This window comes from Actinospongiicola halichondriae (assembly GCF_049103745.1).
GTDB classification, from domain to species: domain Bacteria; phylum Actinomycetota; class Acidimicrobiia; order Acidimicrobiales; family Salinilacustritrichaceae; genus Salinilacustrithrix; species Salinilacustrithrix halichondriae.
Genome location: NZ_CP171622.1, coordinates 452,933 through 466,044, shown reverse-complemented (window position 1 = coordinate 466,044; position 13,112 = coordinate 452,933). Strand labels below are relative to the sequence as shown.

The following is a 13,112-nucleotide window of genomic DNA, read 5'->3' as shown; positions in this document are numbered from 1 at the left end:
CCACTCCTCGAGAGGAACAACCATGTCCAGCAACACCAGCAAGATCCGACAGGCGCTCGCCGTGCTCGCGCTCGTCGGCGCCGTCGCCGCCTGTGGCGATGACGACGACAACGCCAACGCACCGACCACCACGACGACCGCAGCTCCCGACGACACGGCCGCCACCGTCGACGTCACGGCGGTCGACTACGCCTACGAGGGCCTCCCCGACACGATCGAGGCCGGCACCCGTCTGACGCTCGCCAACGCGTCGGATACAGAGATCCACGAGCTCGTGGCCTTCCGCATCCCCGACGACGAGACCCGCTCGATCGACGAGTTGGTGACGCTTCCGCCCGAGGAACTACTCGGCCTCATCGGTCCCGAGCCGGCGACCGTGCTCCTCGCCCCACCCGGCGGTGACCAGATCCCCGCCGTCGGCGACGGGACGCTCTCCGAACCGGGCCGGTACGGCGTGATCTGCGTGATCCCGACCGGCGCCGACCCGGTCGAGTACCTCGATGCCGCAGCGGCATCCGAGGGTGGGCCGCCCGAGGTCGACGGCGGTCCCCCGCACATCACCCAGGGCATGTTCGCCGAGCTGCTCGTGGAGTAGTCGTGCCCGCGGGTGCGTCGGGCTGCAAGCATGCGACCGATGTATCCCGATCTGTTCTGGCTGCAGCAACGGTTCGACGGGCCGAGGGTCGACGACCCCGCCCGTCGGACCGCTGACGCGCTCGCGTCCCTGTCACTCGGCGACCGTGTCCGACCAGGGCAGTCCGTCGCCGTCGGCGTCGGCAGCCGCGGGATCGCCAATCTGTCGACGATCGTGCGAGCGACCATCGACCACCTGACGGGACTCGGCCTCGAACCATTCATCGTCCCCGCGATGGGGAGCCACGGTGGCGGCGACGTGCCCGGCCAGACGGCCGTGCTCGACGGGTACGGCGTCACCGAGGACGCCATGGGCTGCCCGATCCGGGCCCAGATGGAGACCATCGAGCTCGGGACCACGGCGCTCGGGTTCCCCATCCACTTCGACCGACTCGCAGCCGGCGCCGACCATGTCGTCATCGTCAACCGCATCAAGCCCCACACGATGTTCACCGGCGACGTCGAGAGCGGCCTCGCCAAGATGCTGCTCATCGGCTTGGGCAAACAGCCCGGTGCCGAGACCTACCACCGAGCGATCCTCGACCATGAGTGGCCGACCATCGTGTCGACGGTGAGCCCGGCCATCCTGTCGAAGGTCAGCGTGCTCGCCGGGATCGCGATCGTCGAGAACTCCGACGACGAGACCGCACGCATCGAGGCCATCGCCGGCGAGTCGATCGTCTCCGACGAGCCGGCCCTGCTCGCCCAGGCCAAGGAGCTCATGCCCCGGCTGCCGTTCGCCGATCTCGACATCCTCCTGATCGACGAGATCGGCAAGAACATCAGCGGTGGCGGGTTCGACCCCAACGTCGTCGGTCGCAAGGACTCGCTCCACGAGCCGGACCGGGCGCAGCCCGTCCGGGTTCGGGCCATCGTCGTGCGGGCGTTGACGGAGGCGACTCATGGCAACGCCCTGGGCATCGGTTTCGCCGAACTGTGCCGCACCCGAGTCGTCGACGAGATGGACCGCTCGAAGACGTGGCTGAACGCCATCACCGCCAGCGACCTGCCCGCGGGGATGATTCCGATCCACTACGACACGGACCGCGAACTGCTCGACGCCTGCGAGACCCGGACCGGGCTGCGAGGGCTCCCGAACGCCCGCCTGTGTTGGATCCGCAACACGCTCGACCTCGGCGTCGTGGCCTGCTCGGTCGCGTATCTCGACGAGGCGCGGGAACGACCCGACCTCACCGTGTTGAGCAAGCCGACGGCCATGCCGCTCGACGCAATGGGGAACCTCCCCGACTCGCTCCCGATCCCCTAGCGGTCAGTGGACGGCGTTGCCGTCGCGCAACACGGGGAACACGTGCGGGCCATCGGCCACCGGATGGCGGTCGACGGTCGCTCCGCCGTCAGTCGACACGATCTCGGCGCCGGCGGGTGAGTACTGGAGGATGTAGGCCTTGCGGACCGCGTCGGTCGTGTTCGGGCCCGTGAGGTGTGGGGTCAGCGACGAGAAGACCACCACGCCGCCGGCACGAACCGGCGCCACCTCCACCTCGGACGCCTCGTCGAAGATCTGCCACCCGAGCGGGTCGACGTAGTGGTGCTGCAAGGTGCCCATACGATGGAGACCCGGCGCGACCTGCGGGCACCCGTTGTCGACGGTGGCGTCGGTGAGCGCCACCCAACAGGTCAGGTAGTACTGCGGGTCGACGAGCGTGTATCCGTTGTCCTGGTGCCACGGGAACCGTCGGGGCTTCTGCGGCTTCTTGTAGACCGCCTGGTCCCAGTAGAGGTCGATGTCGGGTCCGACGAGATCACCGCACAGCCCGAGCAGACCCGGGTGCGTCGCGAACGACCGCAGGACCTCGTCACGATGGGCGAGGTTGGGAGCGAAGGTGATCGCGCCGGCCTCGGCGATGCTGAACCGCTGGTTCTCCATACCGGCGAGAAACGCCTCGACGTCGGCGTCGCGCTGGTCGAGGACTGCGGTGACCGCGGCGACCTCGTCGGCGGAGAAGACGTCGTCGATCACCAGGAAGCCGGCGCGGTCGAAGGTCGCGGCCTGCTCGTCGGTGAGCGTCGTGAAGGGACCGGTCGGCGTCGGCCACTCGAACGACGTGTTCAGCGGATGCCGTTGCGGTTCGGCCAGTGCCATCGGATCAGGCGAGGACGTCGGGGCTCGACTGCACGATGACGACCGGCGGGTCGTCGAGGCCGTGCTGGTCGGCGCACAACGCCCGGTAGAACGCGAGGATCGCATGGGCGTCGATGACCATCTCGACCTGCCCGTCGTCGCCCAGGTTGAGATTCGCACCGTGGATGATGAACGACACGTCGGTGACCTCGTCGTTGGCCGCCGGCACATGCAGCGTGTGCGTCGATCCCGCGGGCTCGTAGAGATACGACCCGGCGGTGTTCACGGCCTCGGGGCTCTCGAGGTAGTGCCAACTCCCGGACTGCGTGAACGCATAGACGTGCCCGGTGTGCTTGTGGGTCTGGATTGTCGAGTCGGGCTCGAAACGATTGCGGACGACCCACACGCCCATCGCCAGGTCGACCTGCAGCAACTGCAACGTCGATCCCTCCCCGATGTCGACGAAGGGCAGATCGCCTTCGCCCCGGTGGATGGTCGGTGGTGCACTCTCGATGACGCTCACGGTGTTCCCCTCTTCACTGGCCCGGTTGCCGGCGAACCCGAGTCAAGCCGATGGGGCGGTGTCGGTGGCGAGTTCGTGATGGACGTGGGCCCGTTGCCCGTCTCGGTCGAAGATCATGATGAGTTCTGCCGGCGCGTCGACCGCGCTGACGGCATGCGGCGTCATGGTCGCGAACTCCGCGGCTTCGCCCGTCTCGACGATGATCTCGCGTTCGCCGAGTGAGAGTCGGACCCGGCCTTCGAGGACGAAGAACCAGTCGTGGCCGGGGTGCACCCGCTGCGTCGCCACGTGCGGGCTCGGCTGCAGTCGGAGCTTCACGGCGATCGTGGAGCCGGTCGGCCGACTCAACGTCCACGTGGTGCGCTCGCCCGACCCGCTCGGCGTCGGGCGGATGACCACGTCGTCGTCGCTCGTCACGTCGAGGAGCGAGTTGAGGTCGACCTGGAGCGCGGTGGCCAGCGGCAACAGCACGTCGAGGCTGATCGTCCGCTTGCCGGTCTCCACCCGGCTGATGGTCGACGCGCTCAGGTTCGTGCGCTCGGCGAGGTCGTCGAGGGACAGGCCCAGCGTGTTGCGCAGGCTCCGCAGCCGCGTCCGTACGGCACGGTCGATCTCGTTCGATCCGGTCATCGAGGCCGCCTTGCGAATACTGCAAGTCGTGTTGCTGGCATGGGGACAGACCGTATCGTCGATCGCATGAAGAACCACTCCCCTCAGACCGTCGGACGACACACCGACGTCCTCATCGTCGGCGGATCGGCCGCCGGCCTCGCCGCCGCACTCCAGCTCGTGCGTCAGCGTCGCTCGGTGATCGTCGTCGATGCCGGCGAACCACGCAACGCCCCTGCGGCCCACATGCACGGATTCCTCGGCCGCGACGGAACACCGCCCTCGGCGCTCACCGCCGCCGGACGTGACGAGGTCCGCAGCTACGGCGGCGAGGTCGTCGACGGACGCGTCGTGAGCGTTGCACGGACCGATGACGGTCGCTTCCGAGCCGAACTCGTCGGAGGGCACGCAATCGTCGCCCGGAAGGTGCTCGCAGCCACGGGGCTGGTCGATGACCTGCCAGCCATCGACGGGGTCGCCGACCACTGGGGCAGCGACGTCATCCACTGTCCGTTCTGCCACGGCTACGAGGTGCGAGACCGACGGGTCGTCCAGGTCATCACCCACCCGATGGGTCTGCACCCCGCGTCATTGTTCCGACAGCTGACTGACGACCTCACGGTGGTCGTCCACGACCCGACCGGCATCGAGGAGGACGAGCTCAGCACTCTCCGCGCTGGCGGCGTACAGGTCATCGATGCGCAGGTCCACCGCCTCGTGACCGGCGCCGACGGCGGCATCGAAGCGGTCGAGCTCGTCGGCCACGACCCGCTGGCCGCCGACGCGGTGGTGGTCGGACCACGATTCCGCGCTCGAGCCGAGCCGTTCGTCTCGCTCGGCCTCGAGCCCGTGCCCCATCCGAGCGGGGTGGGCGACATCATCGAGACCGACGCAACCGGAGCGACATCGGTTCCCGGCGTGTATGCCGCCGGCAACGTGACCGACCCGAGCCAACAGGTGTTGCACGCTGCCGCCGACGGCAGTCGCGTCGGCGCCATGATCAGCTTCGCCCTCGCCGACGACGACCTGCGCGACGCGGCGCGGCCGTCGGCCAACGAAGCCGACTGGGACCACCGCTACGGCAGCGACAAGGTCTGGAGCGGAAACCCCAACGGATCGCTCGTCACCGAGGCGAGCGACCTCGAGCCGGGGAGCGCGCTCGATGTCGGCGCCGGCGAGGGCGGTGACGCCATCTGGCTCGCCGAGCGCGGCTGGACGGTGACCGCGAGCGACATCTCCCAGCGAGCGCTCGACCGCATCGACGCCGAGGCACGCGGTCGTGGGCTGGACCTCACGTGCCACCACACCGACGCCAACGCCCGCGACGCGTTCGAGATCGGGGCCTTCGACCTCGTGAACGCGGCCTACGCATCGATCCCCCGCACGCCCGACGGCCGCGGAGTCCGCAACCTGCTCGATGCCGTCGCGCCCGGCGGGACCCTCGTGGTGGTCAGCCACGACATCGAGCCGATGCGCGTCCCCGTCGACACCGCGACCCACAGCCGGATCTTCGACGCCGACGCCTACCTGCGGGTCGAGGACATCGCCGCCGAAGTCACCGACGCTGCGGACTGGACCATCGAGGTCCACGAGAAGCGGCCGCGCCCGGCCGGTGCCGCATCCTCACATCACGTCGACGACGTCGTGCTCCGAGCCCGGCGGACCGGCACGCGATCGGGGGCTCCGTCGTGAGGTCGGCGCACTACCCTCGTGCGTCGATCCCGCCCGAGTAGCTCAGTTGGCTAGAGCAGCTGTCTTGTAAACAGCAGGTCACCGGTTCGAATCCGGTCTCGGGCTCCACCAGCCTCGGCCACAACGCGGGAATGGTCTGCTGGCTTCTGCTCTCTTCGCACGGATCCGATCAGGGTCGACGGGGCAGAATGCTCAAGCCGGCGCGGTGGCTTTGACTGCGACGATCGATGCGATGAGCGCGCTGATGGCGATGATCTGACGGATGTTCGTGGCATCGCCTTTCACGAGGACCCCGACCAGAAAGGTGCCGACCGCGCCGATGCCAACCCACACTGCATAGCCGGTCCCGATCGGGATCGTCCTGGTCGCGGCACTCAGGAGGTACATGCTGATCCCGAGCGTGACCACGAAGCCGAGAGTGGGAAGGCGACGGCTGAATCCCTTGGTCTCGTCGAGCAGACTCGCCCATGCGACCTCGAATGCTCCAGCGACGATGAGGATGAACCAGGCCATGACGGGGGCTCCTGCGCCCGTCGTTCCGGCCGGTACGGTGCGCCCCTCGTCGGGAGAACCCCACATCGCGGTTCTCGAGGCTCGATCCTAGCGATCTGAAAGTCTGGTATGTCTCGATCCGATGCCATTCGAACCTCCTTGATCGCATCCGCACGCCGGCTCCGCGAACGCTCCGCTCTCGCAGCCGAGGTCGCCGCCCTCGACGCCGACGACGACGATCGCCAAGAGAGGCTCGCCGTCGCACGGCTCATGGAGTCGCTTCGTGCTCCGGGGGGACGTGTACCGATTCAGGCTCTCCCAGGGCGTCGGGCACGAACAGCACGGCGATCGCTACGGCATCGTCGTCCAAGCGAACGAACTACTTCCACGCTCGGTCGTCGTCGTCGCACCCACATCGACACGCCCGGGCGGCATCGTTCCGACCAGAGGTCGACCTGGATGGACCCCCAGGACCAGTGGGGCGTGGACGAGGCTTTGACCACAGTGCTCGGCCTCGACTGACGCTGGGCCGCCTCGTCGCTCACTCGTCGGGTGGCGAACCCCGGAGTTCGTCGACGGAGTCGATGGTCATCGCGGCCGCACCAGTGTTGCGGTGTACGGACCGGCCGACGAGGTGCGCACCGATCGGCGCGGTCAGGAACAGCAAGAACCCGGCCAGCAGCAACTTGACGGCTTCGGCGACGTCCAGGTGGAGCGCGGCACCGATCAGGACGAGGAGTACGCCGAGCGTCGTGGTCTTGGTCGCAGCGTGCATTCGGGCGTACACGTCGCCGAACCGGTTGATCCCGATGGCAGCGAGCACGGACCATGCTGCGCCGACGACCAGGAAGATCTCTCCGACGGTTGCCATGTCAGCCCCCTCTGCGTTCGACGAAACGTGCTGCGACGGAGGTACCGACGAATCCGAGGAGGCCGACGATCACGATTCCGTCGACGAACACGGCATCGCCCGTTCGGGCGGACTCCACGGCGAGGACACTGATCACGATGAGGAGTGCGCCGTCGACGGCGATGATGCGATCGGCGAGCGACGGACCGACGATCAGCCGGTACAGGAAGCCGACGGCGGCGACAGCGAGCAGGACGAACGCAGCGAGGATCATGGCGTCACCACGGCGGTGTCGGGCGAGGTCGGGAAAGCTGCCGCGGCCCGTTCGGCCATGGCGAGTACCTCACGGCGGGCATCGTCGAGGTCGCGGAGGTGGAGGACGTGCACGAACACGACGGGGTCAGGGGTCTTGGTGACCTCGAGCGTGAGCGTGCCCGGCGTGAGGCTGACGGCGTTGGCAACCACGCTGAGGACGAAGTCGTCGTAGCCGGGGAGCGGGACGGCGATGATTCCGGTGTGGATCGAGTTCTGGGGCGTGACGACCTCTCGCGCGAGCACGACGTTCGCTTCGAGCAGCTTCCCGGCGAAGTACACGACGAAGCGTGCGAGCGCGAGCGGCCGGATCTTGTGGTGGGACGCCGGTCGTGCCGGGATGAGCGAGACGACGACGGCCACCACGAGGCCAGACAGGACGTTGGCGATCGAAGCGTCGCGCCACAGCACGATCCAGAGCAGCGTGAGTGCGGAGACGGTGATGACCCGGTTCACGGCTCCAACACCCCGGTTCGGTAGCTCGATGGGTCGAGCAGGTCTGTGGCTGCTCGTTCGGTGAGGTCGTACAGCGGCCCCGCGGCGACGGCGATGACCACAGCAACTGCGGCGAGCGTCACGGTCGGGACGACCATGAGCAACGGCATGTCGCGCTGTCGCTTCACATCGGGTTCGATCTCGCCACCGAACGCCCCGGCCCAGATCTTGGTCATCGAGAAGAGGGTCAAGACGCTGACAACGAGGCTGACGGCGACGACGATCCAGGCGTCGGCTGCGAGGCCGGCATCGATGAGCGCGAACTTCGCACCGAAGCCGGACAGCGGAGGGATGCCCGCGAGGCTGAGCGCGGTGACGAGGAAGGTCACGGCGAGAACCGGCGTCGTGCGGAGCAGACCACCGACCCGGTCGAGGTTCGACGAGCCGGCCCGGTGTTCGACGAGGCCACCGACGAGGAACAGGGTCGTCTTCACGACGATGTGGTGGATGATGTAGAGGATCGCGCCGGCCAGGCCTGCGACGGTGAACAGCGCCAGACCGAAGATCATGTAGCCGATCTGACTCACGATGTGGAACGACAGGATCCGCTTGATGTCGCTCTGCGCGATGGCCCCGAGCACGCCGACCGTCATCGTCAACGCCGCGATCAACAGCAGGAGCCCGATGGGCCGGTCACCCGGATCGACGAGGAGCGTCTGCGTGCGGATGATGGCGTAGACCCCGACCTTGGTGAGCAGACCGGCGAACACCGCGGTCACGGCTGTCGGTGCCGTGGGGTAGCTGTCCGGTAGCCAGAAGAACAACGGGAACACCGCGGCCTTGATGCCGAACACGCCGAGGAGCAGCAGCGGCAGTGCCTGGCGCAGGCCGTCGGGGAGTTCGGTCATCGACGTGGACAACTGCGCGAGGTTCACGGTGCCGGTGCTGGCGTAGATGAACCCGATGCTGGTCAGGAACAGGGCGGAGGCAACGAGGCTGATGACGACGTAGGTCATGCCCGCCCGTACCTGCGCTCGTGTCCCGCCGAGGGTCAACAGCACGTAGCTGGCGGTGAGCATGACCTCGAACGAGACGAACAGGTTGAACAGGTCGCCGGTGACGAATGCGCCGGCGACCCCGGCGGACAACACGAGATAGATCGGATGGAAGCCGACGTGACGGTCCTCGGCACCTCCTTGACCGATGGCGTACACCAGCACGCCGAGCAACATCAGCGAGGCAAGGACGAGCATGATCGCGGCGAATCGATCCACCACCAAGGTGATGCCGACAGGAGCCGGCCATCCCCCGGCCTGAGCGACCGCGGGGCCGTCCCGATCGACGATGACGGCGAGTGTCGCAGAACACGCCAGCGTCGTGGAGAGCACGACGACACCGAGGACGCGTTGCAGGACGCGCGAGCGGCCGAGGACGATCGAGAGCGCAGCTCCGGCGATCGGGAGCAGAATCGGCGCAGGGACCAGGAGGTCGGTCATGGGTTCTCGCCAATTCGCTCGGCCTCGACCGCGGCGAAGTCGACTTCCTCCTCGGTCGGGCGGGTCCGGGCTGCAACCCGCCGGTCCTCGACGTCGTCTTGGACTTCGTCGTCGTTGGTGAGCGCCCAACTGCGGTACGCCAGCCCGAGAAGGAACGTGGTCACGCCGAACGTGATCACGATCGCGGTGAGCACGAACGCCTGCGGCAACGGATCGAGGTACGGGCCGCCATCGGCGGAGATGAATGCCGGGCGCCCGGGCGGTCCAGCACCGAGGAGGATGAACAGGTTCGCTCCATGAGCGAGGAGCGCGAGACCGAGAATGATCCGCGTGAGCTCACGTTGGAGCAGGAGATAGGTGCCGCATCCGAACAGCACGGACGCTGCGGCGGCGAGAACGACGGTCATGAGACCGTCCCCGAGTCGTCGTCGGGTGTGCCCTCTTCGCCGAGCGCCTCGAACGCCATGAAGACGGTTCCGACGACGACGGCGTAGACGCCGCTGTCGAAGATCAACGCGCTGGTGACCTTCACGTCCCCGAGCACGGGCGGATGCAGGGTCGCAAAGCCTTGTTCGAGAACGTCGCCGCCGAGGATCAGGGGAACGATCGCCGCCATCGCGGCGATCATGAGTCCGCCTCCGAGGATGGTCCACGGCCGGACGCGCGTGAACTGGCGGACCTGGTCGAGCCCGCCGCCGACGTAGGCGATCGCGATCGCGGCACCACCGACAAGGCCACCGATGAACCCGCCGCCGGGCTGGTTGTGCCCTGCCGCGAGGAGATACACCGACAGCACGATCGCCGAGCCGGTGATCACACGTGTCCCGACGTCGAGGACCAACGAACGCCTCATGTCGGCACCTCGTGGGTCGGCGCAGGGTCCGACGCTCGGCCGGGCCGGCGACCGACGCGGGCGAGGGCGACGACCCCGACCGCTGCGACCGCGAGGACCGTGATCTCGCCGAGCGTGTCGAGGCCACGGACGTCGACGAGGATCACGTTGACGACGTTCTTGCCGCCGCCGTCGGGTTCGGCTCGAGCGACGATCTCGTCGGACACCGCCCGATCGCCGGTGCCCGACGCGGTCATCATCGCGAGCGAGAACACGCCGACGGCGACGAAGGTGGCGACGCCGATCCGCAGCGCCGTCGCTGCCCGGAACTGGTCCGGCCGGAACCGTTCCGGCAGGTGCCGGATCACGAGCATGAACACCACGATCGACAGGGTCTCGACCGCGAACTGGGTCAACGCCAGGTCCGGTGCGCCCTGCAGGGCGAAGATCAACGCCATCGTGTAGCCGACCGCACCCAGCAACAACACCGCAGCGAATCGACGGCGGACGATCGCGACCGCGCCAGCAGGCAACACCAGCGCCGCAGCGAGTACCGGGTGAGCCGCGAGTTCGGAGAACGGGCCCCATTCCGGCCGGTTCCCGGCGGCAGCCAACGCAACGACCGGTGTACCGATGACCACGACCATGATCACGCCGATCGACAGCGGCAACGATCCCGGCTGCACGATGGCCGTGACACGGCGAGCGAACACGTTCATCAGCCGCACCAACTCACCGAACACTTCGTCGCCCCGGATCGGCGGCGCCAACCGGGCCTGGGCCCGCGCGACCCACATGCCGCCACCGACCACGACCCCACCCAACACATACGTCAACACCGACAACCCCAGTGCCGCGTTGACGCCATGCCACAACGCCAGCTTCGGGTCCCCGACGCTGCCGTCGAGCGAGTTCGCGGCCGAGTCGACCAAGGGCCCCAGCACCGGTGAGACCGCAGCTCCAGCGACGACCGATCCGACCGCGAGGACCACCGCCGGACCCACGAAGCGGCGGGTCGGCGCCGGCGAGATGCGGTCCGACGACGGCTTCTGGCCGACCAGGAACGGGGCGACGAACCGGGCGCTGTACGCGAACGTCAAGATCGAACCGACGAAGAGACCGGCGAGCGTGGCCATCGCCCCGAAGCGGCCATCGTGCAGGAACGCCTCATACGCCGACTCCTTGGCGATGAATCCTGCGAGCGGCGGGAGTCCCGCCATCGACGCCGCCGACAGGATCGCCACGACACGAACTGCAGTCCATCCTCGGTCGAGGATGGCGAGTTCGCGTCGGTCGCGGGTCCCGGTCTGGTGGTCGACGATGCCGACGACGAGGAACAGCGCTCCTTTGAACAGGGCATGCGCAACGAGCAGGACGCACACGGCCTTGGTCGCTTCCGGTTGCCCGCTTCCCGCGAGGACCAACATGAACCCGAGTTGGCTCACCGTGCCGAACGCAAGGAGCAGTTTGAGGTCGTCTTGCCGCAACGCCCGCAACGCCCCGGCGATCATCGTGGTGATCCCGACGCCGATCACGACCGGCCGCCAGATCCCGACCTCCGCGAATGCGGGCGAGAAACGGGCGACCAGGTAGATCCCGGCCTTCACCATGGTGGCCGAGTGCAGATACGCACTGATCGGTGTGGGAGCGACCATCGCGCCGGGCAGCCAGAAGTGGAACGGGTACTGAGCCGACTTCGTGAACACGCCGAGCAGCACGAGACCGAGGCCGACACCGACCGCCCCTCCGGCGGGAGGGTCCGCCAACAGTTCGGCCATGGACCAGGTGCCTGCGGCCTGTGCGAGGACCACGAACCCGGCGAGCATGGCGAGTCCACCGGCGCCCGTGACCAGCAGTGCCTGGAGCGCGGCGGACCGTTGCCCCGCCGTCTTCTGCTCGCGTCCGATCAACAGGTAGGAGGTCACCGACGTCAGTTCCCACGACACGTACAACCAGATGAGGTGATCGGCGAGAACGAGGCCGAGCATCGACCCGGCGAACAGCACCAGCAATCCAGCGATTCGAGCGGAGGTCGCGCTGCGATCGAAGTACGACGCGGCGAACCCGAGCACCACGATGCCCATGCCCGAGACCAACAACACCATCAAGAGGGCGAAGCCGTCGAGTCGGACATCGGCAACGAGATCGAGACCACCGATCCAGGTCACCGACTCCTGGACCGCTCGGCCGTCCCGGATCGTGGACCATCGGGAACCGACGACGGCGACGGTGGCGACCATCGGCAGTGCGGCGACCGCGAACGCCCACGTCCGGAGCCGACTCGCTGCCGCCAGAACGGCGACACCGACCGCCCAGTGCGCGGCCAAGAGAAGCAGCAGCATCAGATCGGGAAGCCGAACTCGTGGGGCTTGCCGCCCATCATCACGAGGGCCACGGGTGCTGTGCGCCCGCCCGCTCGGTCGTCGAGATCGCGCGGAGCGGCCTCGTCACCGACCACGATGACCACATCGACGGACCGCGAGACCGCGTAGCGGTGCAGCACATCGAGACCGCGACCGGGGACGAGCACGAGGCCCGGTTCGAGATCGTGGAGAAACACCCCTGACGACTCGAGGTCACGCACGGCGACGTCGACGTCGAGATCGGGGTCGGCGGACGTTCGGGCGACATCGAAGGTGACCAGGCGAGCGATCTCGACCTTCGCGGTGTCCGGCGCGAACAGTCGAATGACCGGGAGCGCGTCGACGATCCCGCTGGGCTCGCCGGTGACGGTGACCAGGAGGCGGAGGCTGCCTCCATGGTCCGTCGCCTTGCGGACGACGACAGGCGAGGTCTCGTCCTCGTAGTCCCGCATTGCGGTTCGGGCATACCCGTAGAGGAAGGGGCCCATGGCGACTCCCAGCACCACGAGCGGACGCAGCGCATGGCCCCGACGTGACTGACCGACTGCGATGAGCACGCCGATCCCTACCCATGCACACGTGATGACCGCGATCCAGGCCGGCTGACCCGCCAAGCCCACCTCGGCCAGGATCGGACGGTCGCCCGGCACCGGGTCGCGCAGAACCAACGCAGTCACTGCGACCTGGCAGGCGCGATCAGCGAGGTTTCGGTGGCCACCCAGGGCACCCTGGCGGCACTTCTTGACGAACGGATGCGCAGACGGCGCGCACTCCGTGACGGCGCTGCGATTC

16 protein-coding genes and 1 tRNA gene are annotated in these 13,112 nt (G+C 68.0%); 5 read left to right on the top strand and 12 right to left on the bottom strand.

The annotated features are described in order from the left end of the window. The first annotated feature begins 22 nt into the window (after positions 1–22). Both AB8619_RS02435 and AB8619_RS02430 read left to right on the top strand, forming a co-directional pair. A complete protein-coding gene (locus AB8619_RS02435) occupies positions 23–595 on the top strand; it encodes a hypothetical protein (protein WP_436794869.1) in 573 nt (190 codons plus the stop codon). A 39-nt stretch (positions 596–634) separates the two neighbouring features. Further along, entirely contained in the window at positions 635–1,900 is a 1,266-nt protein-coding gene (locus AB8619_RS02430; protein ID WP_436794868.1) for a lactate racemase domain-containing protein, read from the top strand. Positions 1,901–1,903: 3 nt separating this feature from the next. Here AB8619_RS02430 and AB8619_RS02425 read toward each other — a convergent pair whose 3' ends face one another. From AB8619_RS02425 to AB8619_RS02415, 3 genes are read right to left on the bottom strand one after another with little or no spacing between them, the layout of a single operon-like run. Next, complete coding sequence (locus tag AB8619_RS02425; RefSeq protein ID WP_436794867.1) at positions 1,904–2,737, bottom strand: phytanoyl-CoA dioxygenase family protein; 834 nt, start codon at positions 2,735–2,737, stop codon at positions 1,904–1,906. A gap of 4 nt (positions 2,738–2,741) precedes the next feature. Then, complete coding sequence (locus AB8619_RS02420; RefSeq protein WP_436794866.1) at positions 2,742–3,239, bottom strand: 2,4'-dihydroxyacetophenone dioxygenase family protein; 498 nt, start codon at positions 3,237–3,239, stop codon at positions 2,742–2,744. Positions 3,240–3,281: 42 nt separating this feature from the next. Further along, entirely contained in the window at positions 3,282–3,869 is a 588-nt protein-coding gene (locus AB8619_RS02415) for a helix-turn-helix domain-containing protein (RefSeq protein ID WP_436794865.1), read from the bottom strand. Positions 3,870–3,935: 66 nt separating this feature from the next. Between AB8619_RS02415 and AB8619_RS02410 the strand changes: the two genes are divergently transcribed. Further along, on the top strand, positions 3,936–5,540 hold the full coding sequence (locus tag AB8619_RS02410) for an FAD-dependent oxidoreductase (RefSeq protein ID WP_436794864.1): 1,605 nt from the start codon (positions 3,936–3,938) through the stop codon (positions 5,538–5,540). 31 nt (positions 5,541–5,571) lie between these two features. Next, positions 5,572–5,648: transfer RNA gene (locus tag AB8619_RS02405), tRNA-Thr, on the top strand. Positions 5,649–5,732: 84 nt separating this feature from the next. On the opposite strand, the gene AB8619_RS02400 is transcribed toward AB8619_RS02405, so the two are convergent. Next, positions 5,733–6,053, bottom strand: coding sequence for a DMT family transporter (locus tag AB8619_RS02400; RefSeq protein ID WP_436794863.1), 321 nt, complete (start codon positions 6,051–6,053; stop codon positions 5,733–5,735). 262 nt (positions 6,054–6,315) lie between these two features. Here AB8619_RS02400 and AB8619_RS02395 point away from each other — a divergent pair, with 262 nt between their 5' ends. Beyond that, positions 6,316–6,531 carry a type II toxin-antitoxin system PemK/MazF family toxin gene (locus AB8619_RS02395; RefSeq protein ID WP_436794862.1) on the top strand — a complete coding sequence of 72 codons (216 nt, stop codon included), beginning with the start codon at positions 6,316–6,318 and terminating at the stop codon, positions 6,529–6,531. 42 nt (positions 6,532–6,573) lie between these two features. Here AB8619_RS02395 and mnhG read toward each other — a convergent pair whose 3' ends face one another. Genes mnhG through AB8619_RS02355 form a run of 8 tightly spaced genes read right to left on the bottom strand, consistent with a single transcriptional unit; the run spans position 6,574 to position 12,997 of the window. After that, complete coding sequence (gene mnhG / locus AB8619_RS02390; protein WP_436794861.1) at positions 6,574–6,903, bottom strand: monovalent cation/H(+) antiporter subunit G; 330 nt, start codon at positions 6,901–6,903, stop codon at positions 6,574–6,576. 1 nt (position 6,904) lies between these two features. Then, positions 6,905–7,156 (bottom strand): monovalent cation/H+ antiporter complex subunit F, encoded by a 252-nt coding sequence (locus tag AB8619_RS02385; protein WP_436794860.1) that lies wholly within the window; start codon positions 7,154–7,156, stop codon positions 6,905–6,907. Then, positions 7,153–7,650, bottom strand: a complete 498-nt coding sequence (locus AB8619_RS02380; protein WP_436794859.1) for a Na+/H+ antiporter subunit E — start codon at positions 7,648–7,650, stop codon at positions 7,153–7,155. Before AB8619_RS02380 ends, AB8619_RS02385 begins: the two co-directional genes overlap by 4 nt. After that, positions 7,647–9,125, bottom strand: coding sequence for a Na+/H+ antiporter subunit D (locus tag AB8619_RS02375; RefSeq protein ID WP_436794858.1), 1,479 nt, complete (start codon positions 9,123–9,125; stop codon positions 7,647–7,649). Before AB8619_RS02375 ends, AB8619_RS02380 begins: the two co-directional genes overlap by 4 nt. Then, positions 9,122–9,532, bottom strand: coding sequence for a sodium:proton antiporter (locus AB8619_RS02370; RefSeq protein WP_436794857.1), 411 nt, complete (start codon positions 9,530–9,532; stop codon positions 9,122–9,124). The genes AB8619_RS02375 and AB8619_RS02370 overlap by 4 nt, the downstream gene beginning before the upstream one ends. Continuing rightward, positions 9,529–9,978, bottom strand: coding sequence for an MnhB domain-containing protein (locus AB8619_RS02365; RefSeq protein ID WP_436794856.1), 450 nt, complete (start codon positions 9,976–9,978; stop codon positions 9,529–9,531). Before AB8619_RS02365 ends, AB8619_RS02370 begins: the two co-directional genes overlap by 4 nt. Then, positions 9,975–12,299, bottom strand: a complete 2,325-nt coding sequence (gene mbhE, locus AB8619_RS02360; RefSeq protein ID WP_436794855.1) for a hydrogen gas-evolving membrane-bound hydrogenase subunit E — start codon at positions 12,297–12,299, stop codon at positions 9,975–9,977. Before mbhE ends, AB8619_RS02365 begins: the two co-directional genes overlap by 4 nt. After that, positions 12,299–12,997, bottom strand: coding sequence for a hypothetical protein (locus AB8619_RS02355; protein ID WP_436794854.1), 699 nt, complete (start codon positions 12,995–12,997; stop codon positions 12,299–12,301). Before AB8619_RS02355 ends, mbhE begins: the two co-directional genes overlap by 1 nt. Positions 12,998–13,112: the final 115 nt, after the last annotated feature.

What these genes read in the sequence shown, in the direction of transcription:
- AB8619_RS02370 (WP_436794857.1), bottom strand. Translation starts at nt 9,532, where the DNA reads ATGACCGTCGTTCTCGCCGCCGCAGCGTCCGTGCTGTTCGGATGCGGC.
- mnhG (WP_436794861.1), bottom strand. Translation starts at nt 6,903, where the DNA reads ATGGCAACCGTCGGAGAGATCTTCCTGGTCGTCGGCGCAGCATGGTCC.
- AB8619_RS02365 (WP_436794856.1), bottom strand. Translation starts at nt 9,978, where the DNA reads ATGAGGCGTTCGTTGGTCCTCGACGTCGGGACACGTGTGATCACCGGC.
- AB8619_RS02415 (WP_436794865.1), bottom strand. Translation starts at nt 3,869, where the DNA reads ATGACCGGATCGAACGAGATCGACCGTGCCGTACGGACGCGGCTGCGG.
- AB8619_RS02425 (WP_436794867.1), bottom strand. Translation starts at nt 2,737, where the DNA reads ATGGCACTGGCCGAACCGCAACGGCATCCGCTGAACACGTCGTTCGAG.
- AB8619_RS02430 (WP_436794868.1), top strand. Translation starts at nt 635, where the DNA reads ATGTATCCCGATCTGTTCTGGCTGCAGCAACGGTTCGACGGGCCGAGG.
- AB8619_RS02435 (WP_436794869.1), top strand. Translation starts at nt 23, where the DNA reads ATGTCCAGCAACACCAGCAAGATCCGACAGGCGCTCGCCGTGCTCGCG.
- AB8619_RS02375 (WP_436794858.1), bottom strand. Translation starts at nt 9,125, where the DNA reads ATGACCGACCTCCTGGTCCCTGCGCCGATTCTGCTCCCGATCGCCGGA.
- mbhE (WP_436794855.1), bottom strand. Translation starts at nt 12,299, where the DNA reads ATGCTGCTGCTTCTCTTGGCCGCGCACTGGGCGGTCGGTGTCGCCGTT.
- AB8619_RS02410 (WP_436794864.1), top strand. Translation starts at nt 3,936, where the DNA reads ATGAAGAACCACTCCCCTCAGACCGTCGGACGACACACCGACGTCCTC.
- AB8619_RS02385 (WP_436794860.1), bottom strand. Translation starts at nt 7,156, where the DNA reads ATGATCCTCGCTGCGTTCGTCCTGCTCGCTGTCGCCGCCGTCGGCTTC.
- AB8619_RS02400 (WP_436794863.1), bottom strand. Translation starts at nt 6,053, where the DNA reads ATGGCCTGGTTCATCCTCATCGTCGCTGGAGCATTCGAGGTCGCATGG.